At 75.5% G+C, this 14,721-nt stretch carries 15 protein-coding genes; 13 read left to right on the top strand and 2 right to left on the bottom strand.

Annotated elements, in window-relative coordinates; genetic code table 11:
- Positions 1-50 precede the first annotated feature (50 nt).
- Entirely contained in the window at positions 51-233 is a 183-nt protein-coding gene (gene rpmB, locus BUB17_RS15375; protein ID WP_425283681.1) for a 50S ribosomal protein L28, read from the bottom strand.
- 183 nt (positions 234-416) lie between these two features.
- Between rpmB and BUB17_RS15370 the strand changes: the two genes are divergently transcribed.
- From BUB17_RS15370 to smc, 12 genes are all read left to right on the top strand, one after another.
- Complete coding sequence (locus BUB17_RS15370; RefSeq protein WP_072919395.1) at positions 417-2,045, top strand: DAK2 domain-containing protein; 1,629 nt, start codon at positions 417-419, stop codon at positions 2,043-2,045.
- On the top strand, positions 2,045-4,225 hold the full coding sequence (gene recG, locus BUB17_RS15365) for an ATP-dependent DNA helicase RecG (protein WP_083606354.1): 2,181 nt from the start codon (positions 2,045-2,047) through the stop codon (positions 4,223-4,225). Before BUB17_RS15370 ends, recG begins: the two co-directional genes overlap by 1 nt.
- Complete coding sequence (rsmD, locus tag BUB17_RS15360) at positions 4,222-4,776, top strand: 16S rRNA (guanine(966)-N(2))-methyltransferase RsmD (protein WP_072919393.1); 555 nt, start codon at positions 4,222-4,224, stop codon at positions 4,774-4,776. Before recG ends, rsmD begins: the two co-directional genes overlap by 4 nt.
- Complete coding sequence (gene coaD / locus BUB17_RS15355; RefSeq protein WP_072919392.1) at positions 4,773-5,255, top strand: pantetheine-phosphate adenylyltransferase; 483 nt, start codon at positions 4,773-4,775, stop codon at positions 5,253-5,255. Before rsmD ends, coaD begins: the two co-directional genes overlap by 4 nt.
- A 73-nt stretch (positions 5,256-5,328) precedes the next feature.
- Complete coding sequence (locus BUB17_RS15350) at positions 5,329-6,021, top strand: hypothetical protein (protein WP_072919390.1); 693 nt, start codon at positions 5,329-5,331, stop codon at positions 6,019-6,021.
- 310 nt (positions 6,022-6,331) lie between these two features.
- Positions 6,332-6,877, top strand: a complete 546-nt coding sequence (locus tag BUB17_RS15345; protein ID WP_141243037.1) for a YceD family protein — start codon at positions 6,332-6,334, stop codon at positions 6,875-6,877.
- 1 nt (position 6,878) lies between these two features.
- Positions 6,879-7,058 carry a 50S ribosomal protein L32 gene (gene rpmF / locus BUB17_RS15340; protein ID WP_012950020.1) on the top strand — a complete coding sequence of 60 codons (180 nt, stop codon included), beginning with the start codon at positions 6,879-6,881 and terminating at the stop codon, positions 7,056-7,058.
- Between the two features lie 17 nt (positions 7,059-7,075).
- Entirely contained in the window at positions 7,076-7,888 is an 813-nt protein-coding gene (rnc, locus tag BUB17_RS15335; RefSeq protein ID WP_175561382.1) for a ribonuclease III, read from the top strand.
- 6 nt (positions 7,889-7,894) lie between these two features.
- Positions 7,895-8,773, top strand: a complete 879-nt coding sequence (mutM, locus tag BUB17_RS15330) for a bifunctional DNA-formamidopyrimidine glycosylase/DNA-(apurinic or apyrimidinic site) lyase (protein WP_072919387.1) — start codon at positions 7,895-7,897, stop codon at positions 8,771-8,773.
- Between the two features lie 34 nt (positions 8,774-8,807).
- Positions 8,808-9,095 (top strand): acylphosphatase, encoded by a 288-nt coding sequence (locus BUB17_RS15325; protein WP_244277244.1) that lies wholly within the window; start codon positions 8,808-8,810, stop codon positions 9,093-9,095.
- 149 nt (positions 9,096-9,244) lie between these two features.
- Positions 9,245-9,436 (top strand): hypothetical protein, encoded by a 192-nt coding sequence (locus tag BUB17_RS15320; protein ID WP_012950016.1) that lies wholly within the window; start codon positions 9,245-9,247, stop codon positions 9,434-9,436.
- Between the two features lie 62 nt (positions 9,437-9,498).
- Positions 9,499-13,065, top strand: coding sequence for a chromosome segregation protein SMC (gene smc / locus BUB17_RS15315; protein ID WP_072919482.1), 3,567 nt, complete (start codon positions 9,499-9,501; stop codon positions 13,063-13,065).
- A gap of 113 nt (positions 13,066-13,178) precedes the next feature.
- Here smc and BUB17_RS15310 read toward each other — a convergent pair whose 3' ends face one another.
- Positions 13,179-13,970 (bottom strand): LysE family translocator, encoded by a 792-nt coding sequence (locus BUB17_RS15310; protein WP_208983417.1) that lies wholly within the window; start codon positions 13,968-13,970, stop codon positions 13,179-13,181.
- Between BUB17_RS15310 and BUB17_RS15305 the strand changes: the two genes are divergently transcribed.
- Positions 13,890-14,696, top strand: a complete 807-nt coding sequence (locus BUB17_RS15305) for an AraC family transcriptional regulator (RefSeq protein WP_072919385.1) — start codon at positions 13,890-13,892, stop codon at positions 14,694-14,696. The genes BUB17_RS15310 and BUB17_RS15305 overlap by 81 nt on opposite strands.
- Positions 14,697-14,721 lie beyond the last annotated feature (25 nt).

Below are 14,721 nucleotides of genomic sequence, written 5' to 3'. Positions count from 1 at the left end.
GCAGGGTCCCGCCGCGAGCTCGCGAGTGGCGGGGAGGACGGGGTCCTCTTTCAGGCGCGCACGACCTTGCCGGCGCGGATGCACGAGGTGCAGGCGTTGATGCGGCGACGGTTGCCCGGGGCGACGAGCGCCCGCACGGACTGGATGTTCGGGTTCCAACGGCGCGGCGTGCGGCGGTGCGAGTGCGACACCGACATACCGAAACCGGGCCCCTTGCCACAGACATCGCACACGGCAGCCACGGTGGATCACTCCCAGAGATTCGCTTTACGGACGGCGGCACGCCGACGCGCCCGCACACAGACCAACGGAGAGTCTAACCGCTCCCCGGCGGAGACGTCGCGGAGGGCGGCGGCAGCGAGCCCGGGCCCCGTCGCGCGCCCGGCGTCGTCGGTCCGCGTGGGTACCCTCCGGCCGTGCTGCCGGCGCTCGACGACGCCGCGGTCGGCCAGTGGTGCCGGGCCGCGGTCGCCGCGCTGTCCGCGGCCCGGGGCCGCCTGGACGACCTCAACGTCTTCCCGGTGCCCGACGGCGACACCGGCACCAACCTGCTGGCCACCGCCGAGGCCGCCCTGGACACGCTCGACGAGGCCGGCCGCGACCGGGCCGAGCCGGCCTGGGCGCTCGTGGCGCGCGGCGCGGTGCTGGGCGCCCGCGGCAACTCCGGCACCATCCTCGCCCAGCTGTGGCGGGGACTGGCCGACCAGCTGGCGGGCCAGCCCGCGGCCGACGGGCCCACCTTCGCCGCCGCGCTGCAGAAGGCCGCCGACACCGCCTACGGCGCCGTCGCCGACCCGGAGGAGGGGACCTTCCTCACGGTGGCGCGGGCCGGCGGTGAGGGGGCGGTCGCCGCGGTCGCCGGCGGCCACACCGCCCTGGGTGAGGTCGTGCGGGCCGCGGCCGACGGCGCCCGTGCCGCCCTCGAGGCGACGCCGGGACAGCTGGCCGTGTTGCGCGACGCGGGCGTGGTCGACGCCGGGGGAGCGGGTCTGTGCCTGGTCCTCGATGCTCTGGTGACCACCGTGACCGGTGTCGAGCCCGACCGCCCAGCCCTGGTCCGCCGGGCCGGACGGGGTCCGCACGCCGGGCACCACCACGGATCCGACACCGGCGACCTGCCCCACCAGCCGCCCGCCGGTCCGGGCAGCGAGGTGCAGTACCTGCTCGCCGACAGCGACGAGGCCGCCGTGGCGCAGCTGCAGGACCGGCTGGCCGCTCTCGGCGACAGCCTGGTGGTCGTCGGCGTCGACACCCCCGGCGGGCGCGAGTGGAACGTGCACGTGCACGTCAGCGACGTCGGCGCGGCCATCGAGGCGGGCATCGAGGCCGGCCGGCCGCACCGCATCTCGGTGACCCCCCTGGCCCCGGTGCGGGCCCCGGCGCCGGCGCCCGGTGCGCGCGCGGTCGTCGCGATCGTCCCGGACGGCGGGCTCGCCGAGCTGTTCACCACCGAGGGCGCCACCGTCGTCCCCTGCGGGCCGGGCGGCGTGGCCGAGGACGACGTGCTCGCCGCGGTCCTGGGGTCCGGCGCGGCGGGCGTCGTCGTGCTGCCCAACGACCCGACACTCACCGCCCTGGCCTCCCGCGCCGCCGAGCGCGCCCGCGAGGAGGGGCGTGACGTCGCCGTCGTCCCCACCCGCTCGCCGGTGCAGGGCCTCGCGGCGCTCGCCGTCGCCGACCCCTCCCGGCGCTTCGGCGACGACATCGTCACCATGGCCGAGGCGGCCGCGGCCACCCGCTGGGCAGAGGTCACCGTCGCCGAGCACGAGGCGCTGACCAGCGCCGGCCGGTGCGCGCCCGGTGACGTGCTGGGCTCGGCGGAGGGCGACGTCCTGCTCGTCGGCGGGGAGCCGGCCGCGGTCGCCTGCGAGCTGCTCGACCGCCTGCTGTCCGCCGGCGGGGAGCTGGTCACCGTCGTCGCCGGCTCCGACACCGTCCTCGCCGACGCCGCCTGCGCGCATCTGGCAGTCGTGCACCCGACCGTCGAGGTGGCCCGCTACGACGGCGCACCCGAGGGGGTCCGGCTGCAGGTGGGGGTGGAGTAGTGGCCGTCGAGATGGCCACCCGGCTGGACCGGGTGCTCGGTGCCAAGACCGCCAAGGCGATGGCCGAGCAGCTCGAGCTGTACACGGTGCGCGACCTGCTGCGGCACTATCCGCGCCGGTACGCCAAGCGCGGGGAGATGACCCGCCTCGACGACCTCCAGGTCGGGGACCGGGTGACCGTGCTGGCCCAGGTGCGCAAGGTGGCCACGCGGAAGATGCGCAACCGCCCGGGCACTCTCACCGAGGTCACCGTGGGCGACGGCGCCGGCTCGATGCAGCTGGTCTTCTTCAACCGCAGGCACGCGAACCTGCGGGAGGGGGCCTGGGGGTTGTTCGCCGGCACCGTCGGCGAGTACCGCAGGAGCAAGCAGTTCGCCCATCCGGACTGCCACCTCATCACCGGGGACGACGACACGGACTGGGCCCGCGCGCTCATCCCGATCTACCCGGCGAGCAGGGACGTCTCCAGCTGGGTCATCCAGAAGTCGGTCCGGCTGCTGCTCGACGCCTCCGGCGGCTTCGGTTTCGTCGACGACCCGCTGCCCGAGGAGCTGCGCGCCCGCCACGGGCTGCCCAGCCTGGCGGCCGCGCTGCTCGACATCCACCGGCCCACCTCCGACGAGGACGCCGAGCGGGCCGGGCACCGGCTCAAGTGGGACGAGGCGCTCACCCTCCAGCTGACCCTCGCCGCCCGCCGCCGCGCCGCCGCGCTGGAGCCCGGGATCGCCCGCCCGCGACGCCCCGGGGGCCTGCTGGACGCCGTCGACGCTGCCCTGCCCTTCGCGCTCACCGACGGCCAGCGCGAGGTGGGGGAGGAGCTCGCCGCCGAGCTGGCCCGCGAGCAGCCCATGCACCGGCTGCTGCAGGGCGAGGTCGGCGCGGGCAAGACCGTCGTCGCGCTGCGCGCCATGGCCCAGGTCGTCGACGCCGGCGGCCAGGCCGCGTTGCTGGCCCCCACCGAGGTGCTCGCCGCCCAGCACGCGCGCAGCATCGGCGCGATGCTCGGCCCGCTGGGGCGCGCCGGCGAGCTGGACGGCGACCCGGCCGGCACCCGCGTGGTGCTGCTCACCGGCTCGCAGAAGGCCGCCGCCCGCCGGCAGGGCCGCGCCGCGGTGGCCGACGGCAGCGCCGGCATCGTCGTCGGCACGCACGCGCTGCTGCAGGAGGGCGTGGACTTCGCCGACCTGGGCCTGGTCGTCGTCGACGAGCAGCACCGCTTCGGCGTCGAGCAGCGCGACGCGCTGCGGGCCAAGGGCAACCGGCCCCCGCACGTGCTGGTCATGACCGCCACGCCGATCCCGCGCACGGTCGCGATGACCGTCTACGGCGACCTGGAGACCTCCACGCTGCGCCAGCTGCCCGGTGGGCGCGGCGGGGTGGCCAGCTCGGTGGTCCCGGTCCGGGACAAGCCGGCCTGGCTCGACCGCGCCTGGGAGCGGCTGCGCGAGGAGGTCGCCGCCGGCCGGCAGGCCTACGTCGTCTGCCCGCGCATCGGTGAGGACGCCGCCACGGAGGAGGAGCCCGCCGACGCCGACGGCGCCCCGGCCGGGGAGGGCTCGGACCGCCGTCCGCCGCTGGCCGTGCTCGACGTGGCCGAGGAGCTGCGCGCCGGGCCGCTGGCCGGGCTGCGCCTGGAGGTCCTGCACGGCCGGATGAGCCCCGAGGACAAGGAGGCGCGGATGCGCGCCTTCGCCGCGGGGGACGTCCAGGTCCTGGTCGCCACCACCGTCGTCGAGGTCGGCGTCGACGTGCCCAACGCCACCGTGATGGTCGTTCTGGACGCCGACCGCTTCGGCGTGAGCCAGCTCCACCAGCTGCGCGGCCGGGTGGCCCGCGGCAGGCACCAGGGCCTGTGCCTGCTGGTGTCCGAGGCGTCCGCATCCTCGGCCACCGGGCAACGGCTGGCCGCGGTGGCCGGCACCTCCGACGGGTTCGAGCTGGCCCGGCTGGACCTGGAGACCCGCCGCGAGGGTGACGTGCTCGGTGCCGCGCAGTCCGGCCGCCGCTCGGGCATCAGGATGCTCTCGCTGCTGGAGGACGAGCAGCTCATCGCCGAGGCCCGCACCGAGGCCACGGCCCTGCTGGCCACCGACCGCGGCCTGGCCGACTTCCCGGGCCTGGCGATGGAGGTGGCCGCGCTGGCCACCGACGAGCGCGCGGAGTACCTGGAGAAGGCGTGACGCGGCTGATCGCAGGCGTGGCCGGCGGACGGCGGCTGAAGGTGCCGCCGTCGGGCGTGCGGCCCACCGGCGACCGCGCCCGGGAGGGGTTGTTCAACAGCATCGGCACCCTGCTCGACCTCGAGGGCGCCGCCGTCCTGGACCTCTACGCCGGGTCCGGGGCGCTGGGGCTGGAGGCGCTCAGCCGTGGCGCGTCCCCGGTGGTGTTCGTCGAGAACGGCCCGCGGGTGCTGCCGGTGCTGCGGGCCAACCTCGAGGCGGTCGGCCTGCCCGGCGGGCGCATCGTGTCCGGCTCGGTGCCCTCCGTCGTCGCCGGGCCGCCGCCGGCCCGATTCGACCTCGTCCTCGCCGACCCGCCCTACGCCACACCGCTGCCCGAGGTCCTCGGCGTGCTGCAGGCGCTGGTCAGCGGGGAGTGGCTGGTCGAGGGCGCCGTCGTCGTGGTCGAGCGCTCCAGCCGCGAGCCCCCCTTCGAGTGGCCGACACCTCTGCGCGGACTGCGCGACCGCCGCTACGGCGAGGCCGTGCTCCGGTACGGTCGCTGTCCGTGAGGCGAGCGGTCTGCCCCGGGTCGTTCGACCCCGTGACGAACGGCCACGTCGACGTCGTCAGCAGGGCCGCGGCCCTGTACGACGAACTGGTCGTCGCCGTCCTGGTGAACCCCGGCAAGGCCGGGCTGTTCACCGTCGACGAGCGCATCGCGCTGCTGCGCGACGCGGTCGCCGACGTGCCCAACGTGACCGTCGACAGCTTCCAGGGACTGCTCGTCGACTACTGCCGCAGCAACGACATCCCGGTGATCGTCAAGGGGCTGCGCGCGGTCAGCGACTTCGAGTACGAGCTGCAGATGGCGCAGATGAACCGGGAGCTGGCCGGGGTGGAGACGCTCTTCGTACCCACCGCCCCGCAGGTCGGCCACCTCTCCTCCAGCCTGGTCAAGCAGATCGCCACCTTCGGCGGCGACGTCTCGGGGCTGGTGCCCAAGGCCGTGCACGAGCGGCTCATCGCGCACCGGGAGCAGCGGACGTGACCGAGCTCACCAGGTCACGCGAGGGCGCGGCACCGCCGGTCACGGCTCCGACGAGCTCCGGCGAGGAGGAGACGTGACCGAGGTCGTCTACCGGCTGTACGAGACCGTCGACGAGCTCAGCAGCGTCATCGAGCACGCGCGCAGCGTGCCGATGTCCGGCGGCTCCTGCATGGTCCCCCGCGACGTCGTCCTCGACCTGCTCGACGACCTCCGCGAGAACCTGCCGGCCGAGGTGCACAAGGCCGGCGCGATCGTCGAGCAGCGCACCGAGATCCTCCAGCAGGCGCAGGCCGAGGCCGAGCGGTTGACCGGCCGCACCCGCAGCGAGACCGAGCAGGTGGTCGGCGCGGCCCGGCGGCAGCGCGAGGAGATCCTCGGCACGGCCCGCCGGCAGCGCGACGACCTGCTCGCCCGCGCCCAGGCCGAGGCGGAGGACCTGCTCGCCCGCGCCGAGGAGGAGGCCGAGCGGATCGCCGAGGAGGCCCGCCGGCAGTACGAGGCGTTGATCGCCGACGCGCAGGCCCAGCAGGCGGAGATGTTGGCGGCCGCGCAGGCCGAGCACGAGCGGCTGATCAGCGAGACCGACGTCTACCGGGGCGCGGTCGCCCGCGCCGACGAGCTCGGGGCGCAGACCGCCGCGGACGTCGCTCAGATGCGCACCGAGGTCGACGAGTACGTCGACACCCGGTTGGCCGACTTCGGCGGCACCCTCGAGCGGATGCTGCGCTCGGTGGAGAAGGCGCGCGCCAGCCTCCGCGAGCCCTGAGCCTCGCTGGGATCAGGGTCCCTGATCCAGAAGCGTCCACCCGCACGTTCCGCGGTGAGGGAGGACACCGCACGATCAGGGACCCTGATCGTGGCACCGCCCCGCCTCAGCACCGGGCCACCTCCGCTGCGGAACGGCGTCGCTCCCCATCGGGTAGGCTCAGTCCTCGGTCCGACCGCCGGAGGTCCCCGCACCCCGGCCGGCCTCCTCCCCGATGCCTACCGCGAGTACCGACATGCCTGCCGCCCAGCCGTCCCGCCCAGGCGCCGCGTCCCCGGACGCCCGGCGTCCCGCTGCCAACCCCTGGTCCGTGGACCTGCGCGAGCTCGGCCGGCGCCCCGGCTCGATGCAGGAGCTGGAGCGCACGCTGCCGGCGCCCGCCGACTGGCGGGTCGAACTCATCGGCGTCCCCGCGGGCGCCGAGGTCCGGCTCCGTCTGCGGCTGGAGTCGGTGATGGAGGGCGTGCTGGTCACCGGCGAGGTCGACGTCCCGGTCACCGGCTCGTGCGCGCGATGCCTGGAGCCGATCGAGGACGGCCTCGAGCTCGACGTCCAGGAGCTGTTCGCCTACGAGGGCAGCACGACCGAGGCCACCAGCGAGGAGGACGAGGTCCGCCGCGTCGAGGGCGACCACATCGACCTCGAGCCGATGGTCCGCGACCTCGTCGTCCTGAGCCTCCCGCTCGCGCCGACCTGCACCGAGGACTGCGCCGGGTTGTGCGTCGACTGCGGGCAGCGCCTCGACGACCTGCCCGCCGACCACACGCACGAGCAGCTCGACCCGCGCTGGGCCGGGCTCGCCGCACGTTTCACCGCCGCACCGAACGCCGGTGCGGACGACCCAGAGGAGAACTGACGTGGCCGTCCCGAAGCGGAAGATGTCCCGCGCCAACACCCGCGCCCGGCGCTCGCAGTGGAAGGCGTCCGCGCCCACCCTCACGCCGTGCCCGAACCGGGCCTGCGGCCAGCCCAAGCCGCCGCACCAGGCCTGCCCGAACTGCGGGCAGTACGCGGGCCGTCAGGTCCTCTCGGTCTGACCCCGGCAGGACCAGCCGTGGGGACGACGGCCACCGGTACCCAGCCCGCTGCGGGCGGGGCCGCCGGCCGTTCCCCGGCCGGTGTGGCGCACGCCGACCGCGCGGCCGCCTGGCTGCTCGACGCCCTGGGGGTCGAGCTGCCCGGCGGCCTGCTGGCGTTGGCGCTGACCCACCGGTCCTACGCCTACGAGCACGGCGGGCTGCCCACCAATGAGCGCCTGGAGTTCCTCGGGGATTCGGTGCTCGGCCTGGTCGTCACCGACGAGCTCTACCGGCGGCACCCCGAACTCCCCGAGGGCCGGCTGGCCAAGCTGCGCGCCTCGGTGGTCAACATGACCTCGCTGGCCGGTGTCGCCCGCCGGCTCGGGGACGGCGGCCTGGGTCCGCACCTGCTGCTCGGCCGCGGCGAGGAGACCACCGGCGGGCGGGAGAAGGACTCGATCCTCGCCGACGCCGTGGAGGCGATCATCGGGGCGGTGCACGTCGGGCTCGGCCTGGACACCGCCGCGGCGATCGTGCACCGGCTGTTCGACCCGCTGCTCGACCAGGCCGCCACCCGCGGCGCCGGCCTGGACTGGAAGACCAGCCTGCAGGAGCTGGGCGCCCGGCTGGGGCTCGGTGCGCCGGCCTACGTGGTCGAGGACACCGGCCCCGACCACGCCAAGACCTTCACCGCCGCCGTCGTCCTCTCCGGCACGGTGTACGGCCGCGGCGCCGGGCGCACCAAGAAGGCCGCCGAGCAGGAGGCCGCCGAGGCCGCCTGGCACGCCCTCTCCGACGGCGCCGGCCCCGACGGCGAGGCCGTCGCAGCTGCATCCGAAGCGGGTTGAGCCGACGTGCCCGAGCTGCCCGAGGTCGAGGTGGTCCGGCGCGGCCTCGAGCGCTGGGTCGCGGGGCGCACCGTCGCCTCCGTCGAGGTGGACCACCCGCGCGCCGTCCGCCGCCACCTCGAGGGCGCCGAGCACTTCGTCGCCGCGCTGACCGGGCGCACGCTCACCGCCGCCCACCGCCGCGGCAAGTACCTCTGGCTGCCGCTGGCCGAGGACGACGGCACGCCCGCCGGCCAGGCGCTCGTCGCCCACCTCGGGATGAGCGGTCAGCTGCTGGTCGAGAAGCCCGCCCAGCCCGACGAGACCCACCTGCGTGCCCGCTTCACCTTCACCGACGGCGGCCGCGAGCTGCGCTTCGTCGACCAGCGCACGTTCGGCGGGCTGGCGGTGGAGGACGCCGGCGAGGGCGGCACCGTGCCGCCCCGGGTCGCGCACATCGCGATCGACCCGCTGGACCCGGCCTTCGACGAGGCCGACTTCTCCGCGCGGCTGCGTCGGCGGCGCACGGAGGTCAAGCGCGCCCTGCTGGACCAGACGCTGATCGGCGGCGTCGGCAACATCTACGCCGACGAGTCGCTGTGGCGGGCCCGGTTGCACGGCAACCGCCCGACCGACCGGCTCACCCGGGCCCAGGTCGGCGCGCTGCTGGAGGGGGTGCGCGACGTCCTCCACGGGAGCCTGGCGCAGGGCGGCACCTCCTTCGACTCGCTGTACGTCGACGTCAACGGGCAGAGCGGCTACTTCTCCCGGCACCTGGCCGTCTACGGCCAGGTCGACCGGCCCTGCCCGCGCTGCGGGACGCCGATCGTGCGCGAGTCCTTCATGAACCGCTCCAGCTACAGCTGCCCGCAGTGCCAGCCGCGCCCGAGGCCCCGTCGCCCGTGAGCGGAGCGCTCCGCGGGAGCGGATCATGGGGACCGTGAGCGGTCAGCAGGACGGACGGCGCCGGGTCGTGGCCCTCGTCTCCGGTTCGGTGCAGGGCGTCGGCTACCGCTGGTTCGTCCGCGGACGGGCCGCTGACGCGGGGCTGACGGGGTCGGCGACCAACCTGTCCGACGGGCGCGTCGAGGTCGTGCTCGAGGGTCCGGACGCCGCGGTGGCCGCCGTCCTGGCCGATCTGCAGGGCCCGCGGGCGCCCGGCGCGGTCACGGCTGTCGACGTCCGGGACGAGCCGATCCGAGGGAGCACCGGGTTCACGACGGCGTGACCAACGCGACACCCTCCTGACACGGGAGCGTTGGAGTGTGCCCGTTGACCTGCGTGTCCGGGCCTGTCACCCTGATAGCACACGGACCGCGCCGACCGTCGTACGGGGCGCAGGTCACACCTTCACGCAGTCGAAAGGCCGTTGTTGCCATGGCCAAGGCCCTGTTCGGTCACGTCGTCGCCCCCGCGGAGCTCCGAGTAGTCGAGGAGAACGCCGTCCTGCGAGCCCGGGTGCGCCGACTGGAGCAGGAACTGGAGGAGCTGCGCGCCCAGCGCGACGCCGCCATCGCCCACGAGCTGCTCAGCCTGGCCGGCGACAACGCCGAGCCCGCGCTCGCCTAGTCCGGCCGCGCCCAGAGGCTCGTGCCGAGCGTGCGAGGCATGAGGAAGGCCGGGTCCGTCAACTGTTCCTCTCCAGCCTGACGCTGAAGGGCTTCAAGTCCTTCGCGTCCGCGACGACCCTGCGCCTCGAGCCGGGGATCACCGCTGTCGTCGGCCCCAACGGGTCCGGCAAGTCCAACGTCGTCGACGCCATCGCCTGGGTCCTGGGCGAGCAGGGTGCCAAGAGCCTGCGCGGCGGCAAGATGGAGGACGTCATCTTCGCCGGCACCGCCGGCCGCCCGGCTCTCGGCCGGGCCGAGGTCACGCTCACCATCGACAACTCCGACGGCGCGCTGCCGATCGACTACACCGAGGTGTCGATCACCCGTCGGATGTACCGCTCCGGGGAGAGCGAGTACGAGATCAACGGGGACAAGGTCCGGCTGCTCGACGTCCAGGAGCTGCTCAGCGACTCCGGCATCGGCCGCGAGATGCACGTCATCGTCGGCCAGGGCCAGCTCGACGCCGTCCTCTCCGGTCGCCCGGAGGACCGCCGCGCCTTCATCGAGGAGGCCGCCGGCGTCCTCAAGCACCGCAAGCGCAAGGAGAAGGCGCTCCGCAAGCTCGACGCGATGCAGGCCAACCTCGACCGGCTCGCCGACCTCACCGCCGAGCTGCGCCGCCAGCTCAAGCCGCTGGGCCGGCAGGCCGAGGTCGCCCGCCGCGCGGCCGGTGTGCAGGCCGACCTCCGCGACGCCCGGCTCCGGCTGCTCGCCGACGACCTCGTGCAGCTGCGCGACGCGCTGGACGAGGACGTCGCCGACGAGACCGCTGCTCGGCAGCGACGTGCCGTCGTCGAGGCGGAGCTGGCGCGGACGTCGGCGCGCGAGTCGGCACTCGAGGGGCAGCTCGCGGCCGACGCCCCGCTGCTGGCCACCGCCCAGGACACCTGGTACCGGCTGTCCGCCCTGACCGAGCGCTTCCGCGGCATCGCGCAGCTGGCCGCCGAGCGGCACCGTCACCTCTCCGCCGCCCCGCCCACGGCCGCCGCCGGCCGGGACCCCGACCAGCTCGAGGCCGAGGCCGACCGGGTCGCCGCCACCGAGGAGCAGCTGGCCGCGGGTCTGGAGGCCGAGCGCGGCCGGCTCGCGTCCGCCGTCGCGACCCGCACCGAGCTGGAGAGCGCGCTCACCGAGGCCGAGCGCGCCTGGGTGGCCGCCGCCCGCGCGCTGGCCGACCGCCGCGAGGGCCTGGCCCGGCTCTCCGGCCAGGTCGCCGCCGCCCGCTCGCGCGTGGCCGCGGGGGAGTCGGAGATCGAGCGGCTCGCGCTCGCCGCCGGCGAGGCCGCCGACCGCGCCGAGGTCGCCGCCGAGCGGCTGGCCGAGCGCCGGGAGGCGGTGGCCGAGCAGCAGGACGGCGACGTCGCGCTGGTCACCGCCCACCAGGACGCCGTCGCCGCGCACGCCGAGGCGGCCCGGGCGGTCATCGAGCTGGCCGCCGCCGAGCGTGCCGCCGAGCGCGACCGCGCCTCCTGGCAGGCCCGGCGCGACACCCTCGCCCAGGGCCTGGCGCCGGCCGACGGCGCCGCGACCGTGCTCGCCGCCGACCTGCCCGGCGTGCTGGGCCCGTTCGCCGACCGGGTGGCCGTCGCGCCCGGTGCAGAGGTCGCCCTGGCGGCCGCCCTGGCCGGCATGGCCGACGCGCTCGTCGTCGACTCCGTCGCCGGGGCCGCCGCCGCGCTGGCACACCTCAAGGACGTCGACGGCGGCCGGGCCGGCCTGCTCGTCACCGGCGGCCTGCCCGCGCTGCCCCGAGAGGGCTGGCCGGAGCTCCCCGAGGGCGTGCGCTGGGCCCGCGACCTCGTCGACGCCCCCGAGGAACTGCACCCGGCCCTGGACCGCGCGCTGGACCGGGTCGCCGTCGTGCCCGGTCTGGACGCGGCCGTCACCCTCGTCGGCACCCACCCGCGGGTGCGGGCGGTGACCGCGGACGGCGACCTGGTCGGCTCCGACTGGTCGGCCGGCGGCCAGGCCAACGCCCCCTCCGGCCTGGAGCTCCGCGCCCGCGTGGACGACGCCGGGCGGGAGCTGGCCGCCGCGGCTGCCCGCGCCGCCGAGCTCGCCGATCGGCTGGCCGCCGCGCGCGAGACCGCCCGCGCGCGCTCGGCCGACGTCGACGAGGCCCTCGCCGCCCGCCAGGCCGCCGACCGCACCCGCTCTGCTGTCGTTACGCAGCTGGCCGAGCTGGGTGCGGCCGCGCGGTCGGCCACCGCCGAGGCCGAGCGCTCGGCGGCGGCCCGGGTCCGGGCCGAACAGGCGCTCGAGCAGGCGCAGGCCGCGTTCACGGGGCTGGAGCAGCGGCTGGCCGAGGCCGAGGCGGCGCCGGTCGAGGAGGAGCCCGACCCCGCCGAGCGGGACCGGCTGCGATGGGAGGCGGCCGCGGCCCGGCAGGCCGAGACCGAGGCGCGGCTGGCCGTCCGCACCGCCGAGGAGCGGGCCCGGGCGTTGTCCGGGCGGGCCGAGTCGCTGCGCCGGCAGGCCCGCCAGGAACGCGCTGCCCGGGAGCGCGCCGCCGCTGCCCGGGTGGCCCGCGAGCGCGGCGCGCAGGTCGCCGCCCGGGTGCGGTCCGGCGCGGAGGCGGCGCTCACCGCGCTGGCGTCGTCCCTCGCCCGGGCCGCCGTGGAGCGGGACGAGCTGGCCCGCGTGCGCACCGCCCGCGAGGCCGAGCTGCTCGAGGTGCGCGCCGCCGTCCGCGCCGCTACCGCCGAGCTGGAGCGGCTGACCGACGAGGTGCACCGCGACGAGGTGGCCCGCGCCGAGCAGCGCTACCGCATCGAGGCGCTGGAGGGCCGGGCGGCCGAGGAGTACGGCGTCGACCTGCCCACACTCCTCGGCGAGTACGGCCCCGCCGCCCCGGTGCCGCCCATCCCGGCGCAGGTCGCCGCCGCGGAGGCCGCAGGAGAGCCCGAGCCGGCCCCGGTGCCCTACGACCGGGCCGCCCAGGAACGCCGCGCCGCCAGAGCCGAGCGCGACCTGGCCACGCTGGGCAAGGTCAACCCGCTGGCGCTGGAGGAGTTCGCGGCACTCGAGGAGCGGCACGGCTTCCTGGCCACGCAGCTCGAGGACCTCAAGGCCACCCGCCGCGACCTGCTCACCGTCGTCCGCGAGGTCGACGGGCGCATCCACGACGTCTTCGCCTCGGCCTTCGCCGACGTGCAGCGGGAGTTCGAGCAGGTCTTCGCCGTGCTGTTCCCGGGCGGACACGGCCGGCTGCACCTGACCGACCCCGAGGACATGCTCACCACCGGCGTGGAGGTCGAGGCCCGGCCGCCCGGCAAGAAGGTCAAGCGGCTGTCGCTGTTGTCCGGCGGCGAGCGCTCGCTGACCGCCGTGGCCATGCTCGTGGCGATCTTCCGAGCCCGGCCGTCGCCGTTCTACGTGCTCGACGAGGTCGAGGCCGCCCTCGACGACGTCAACCTCGGGCGGCTGCTCACCCTCGTCGAGCAGCTCCGCGCGACCTCGCAGCTGATCGTCATCACCCACCAGAAGCGGACGATGGAGATCGCCGACGCGCTCTACGGCGTGAGCATGCGCGGGGACGGCATCACCGGCGTCATCAGCCAGCGCCTGCGCGAGGCCGAACCGGCCTGACGGCGATGCGCCGGCTGAGGGTGCAGCGGTCGGAGATGCCTGCGAGACGCCAGTGGTCGGGCCGGTCCCCGAGGCAGCGGGCGCACCGCCGACCGTTCCTCCACCGACGAGCGTCAGCCGAGGACTGCCAACGCGGTGGCTGCGACCAGGGCAGTGGCGAGCGTGATGTTGAGAACGCGGGACAGGCGCGGGTTCTTCAGCAGCGGGGCGAGCGGCAGGCCGGCGCACAACCACACGACATGGATGATCACGATCATCCCCGCCAGCACGATGATCTTGACGGCGACGTCCACGGTGGCGTCCTCGGCGAGGGTGGAACTCGCGAACACTGCAGCGATCGCGACCCACGCCTTGGGGTTGGCCACGCCGAGCAGCGCTCCGCCCGCAAGGGTCGGGGCGGCCGAGGTCGCGGTCGGCTGGGCCAACGGAGGGGCGGTGGCGATGTGGTGAGCGAGCCAGAGGATGTAGCTGGCTGAGAGCGCCAGCAGGACGGTGCCGATCCCGGGCACCGCGAGCAGGGCGGCGGTGATCCCGGCAGCGACCGCGACGAGCACCACGGTCGTTCCTCCGATGACACCGATCAGATAGGGGAGTGTCGGGCGGACCCCGAAGGCCGATGCTGCGGCGACGAGGCTGATCGTGGTGGGGCCGGGACTCCCCATGATCGCCAGCGATGTCACCACCAGTGGGGCTACGGCGTCCCAGTGCACCGTCGCCCCCACATCGATCCGCGCTCGGCGCAGTAGCGTCCACGCATGCCGCGACAGCCAACCGGCCGGGGTGTCGAGGGTCTTGAACGATCGTGCAGGCAGCAGTCCAGCCGGATGCGCTTCGGCCCCGCCGGGCCCGGTGTCGAACGTGCGGAGGTGCGTCTGCACGGGGCCGCGTTCGAGCCCCATCGTCACGACGTGTACGCGGTCGGTGTGACGACCTTCGGCGTGCAGACCTTCGCCTACCGCGGCTCGCGTCGTGCATGCCTGCCGGGCGAGTTGCACGTCCTGCACCCGGACGAGACGCACGACGGCGCGGCCGGAACCGAGGAGGGGTTCGGGTACCGGATCCTCTACATCGCTCCGGAGCTGATCCGCGACGCCGTTGGCCAGCGCCCCTTGCCCTTCGTCGCGGAGCCGGTGCATCGGTCCGGTAGCGCGCCCGGGCGCGTCGCCGCCCTGCTCTCCGACATCGACGACCCGATCGACGACGTCCTCCGCATCGAGCTGGTCGTCGTCGTCGCCGACTGCCTCACCACGCTGAGCGACTCCCCGGTTCCACCGGTCGAGAAGATCGACATCGCGGGAGTGACAGCCGTGCGCGACCACCTGGCGGCACACGCACACGAACCCACGTCGGCGTCGACCCTCGAGGCCATCGCCGGAAGTGACCGCTTCACCATCGCCCGTCACTTCCGGCGCGCCTTCGGCACCAGTCCTGACCGCTACCGCATCCAGCGACGGCTCGCTGTCGCACGCGCGGCGATCAGCCAGGGGCAGTCCCTCGCACAGGCGGCTGCCGACGCCGGCTTCGCCGACCAGAGCCACATGACGCGCCAGTTCAAGCGCACGTACGGGTTTCCTCCGGGGCGATGGGCCACCCTGGCCGGGCAGGCCACGGGCGAGGAAGACCGTCCGTAGGTGATCCCAGGCCCAGGGTCCGCTG

The organism is Geodermatophilus obscurus, assembly GCF_900143215.1.
Taxonomy (GTDB): domain Bacteria; phylum Actinomycetota; class Actinomycetes; order Mycobacteriales; family Geodermatophilaceae; genus Geodermatophilus; species Geodermatophilus obscurus_A.
This window is presented reverse-complemented; position numbering and strand designations above follow the sequence as displayed.

Coding starts and splice junctions, on each gene's coding strand:
- BUB17_RS15305 (WP_072919385.1), top strand. CDS start 13,890: ATGCGCTTCGGCCCCGCCGGGCCCGGTGTCGAACGTGCGGAGGTGCGT.
- BUB17_RS15320 (WP_012950016.1), top strand. CDS start 9,245: ATGGCCAAGGCCCTGTTCGGTCACGTCGTCGCCCCCGCGGAGCTCCGA.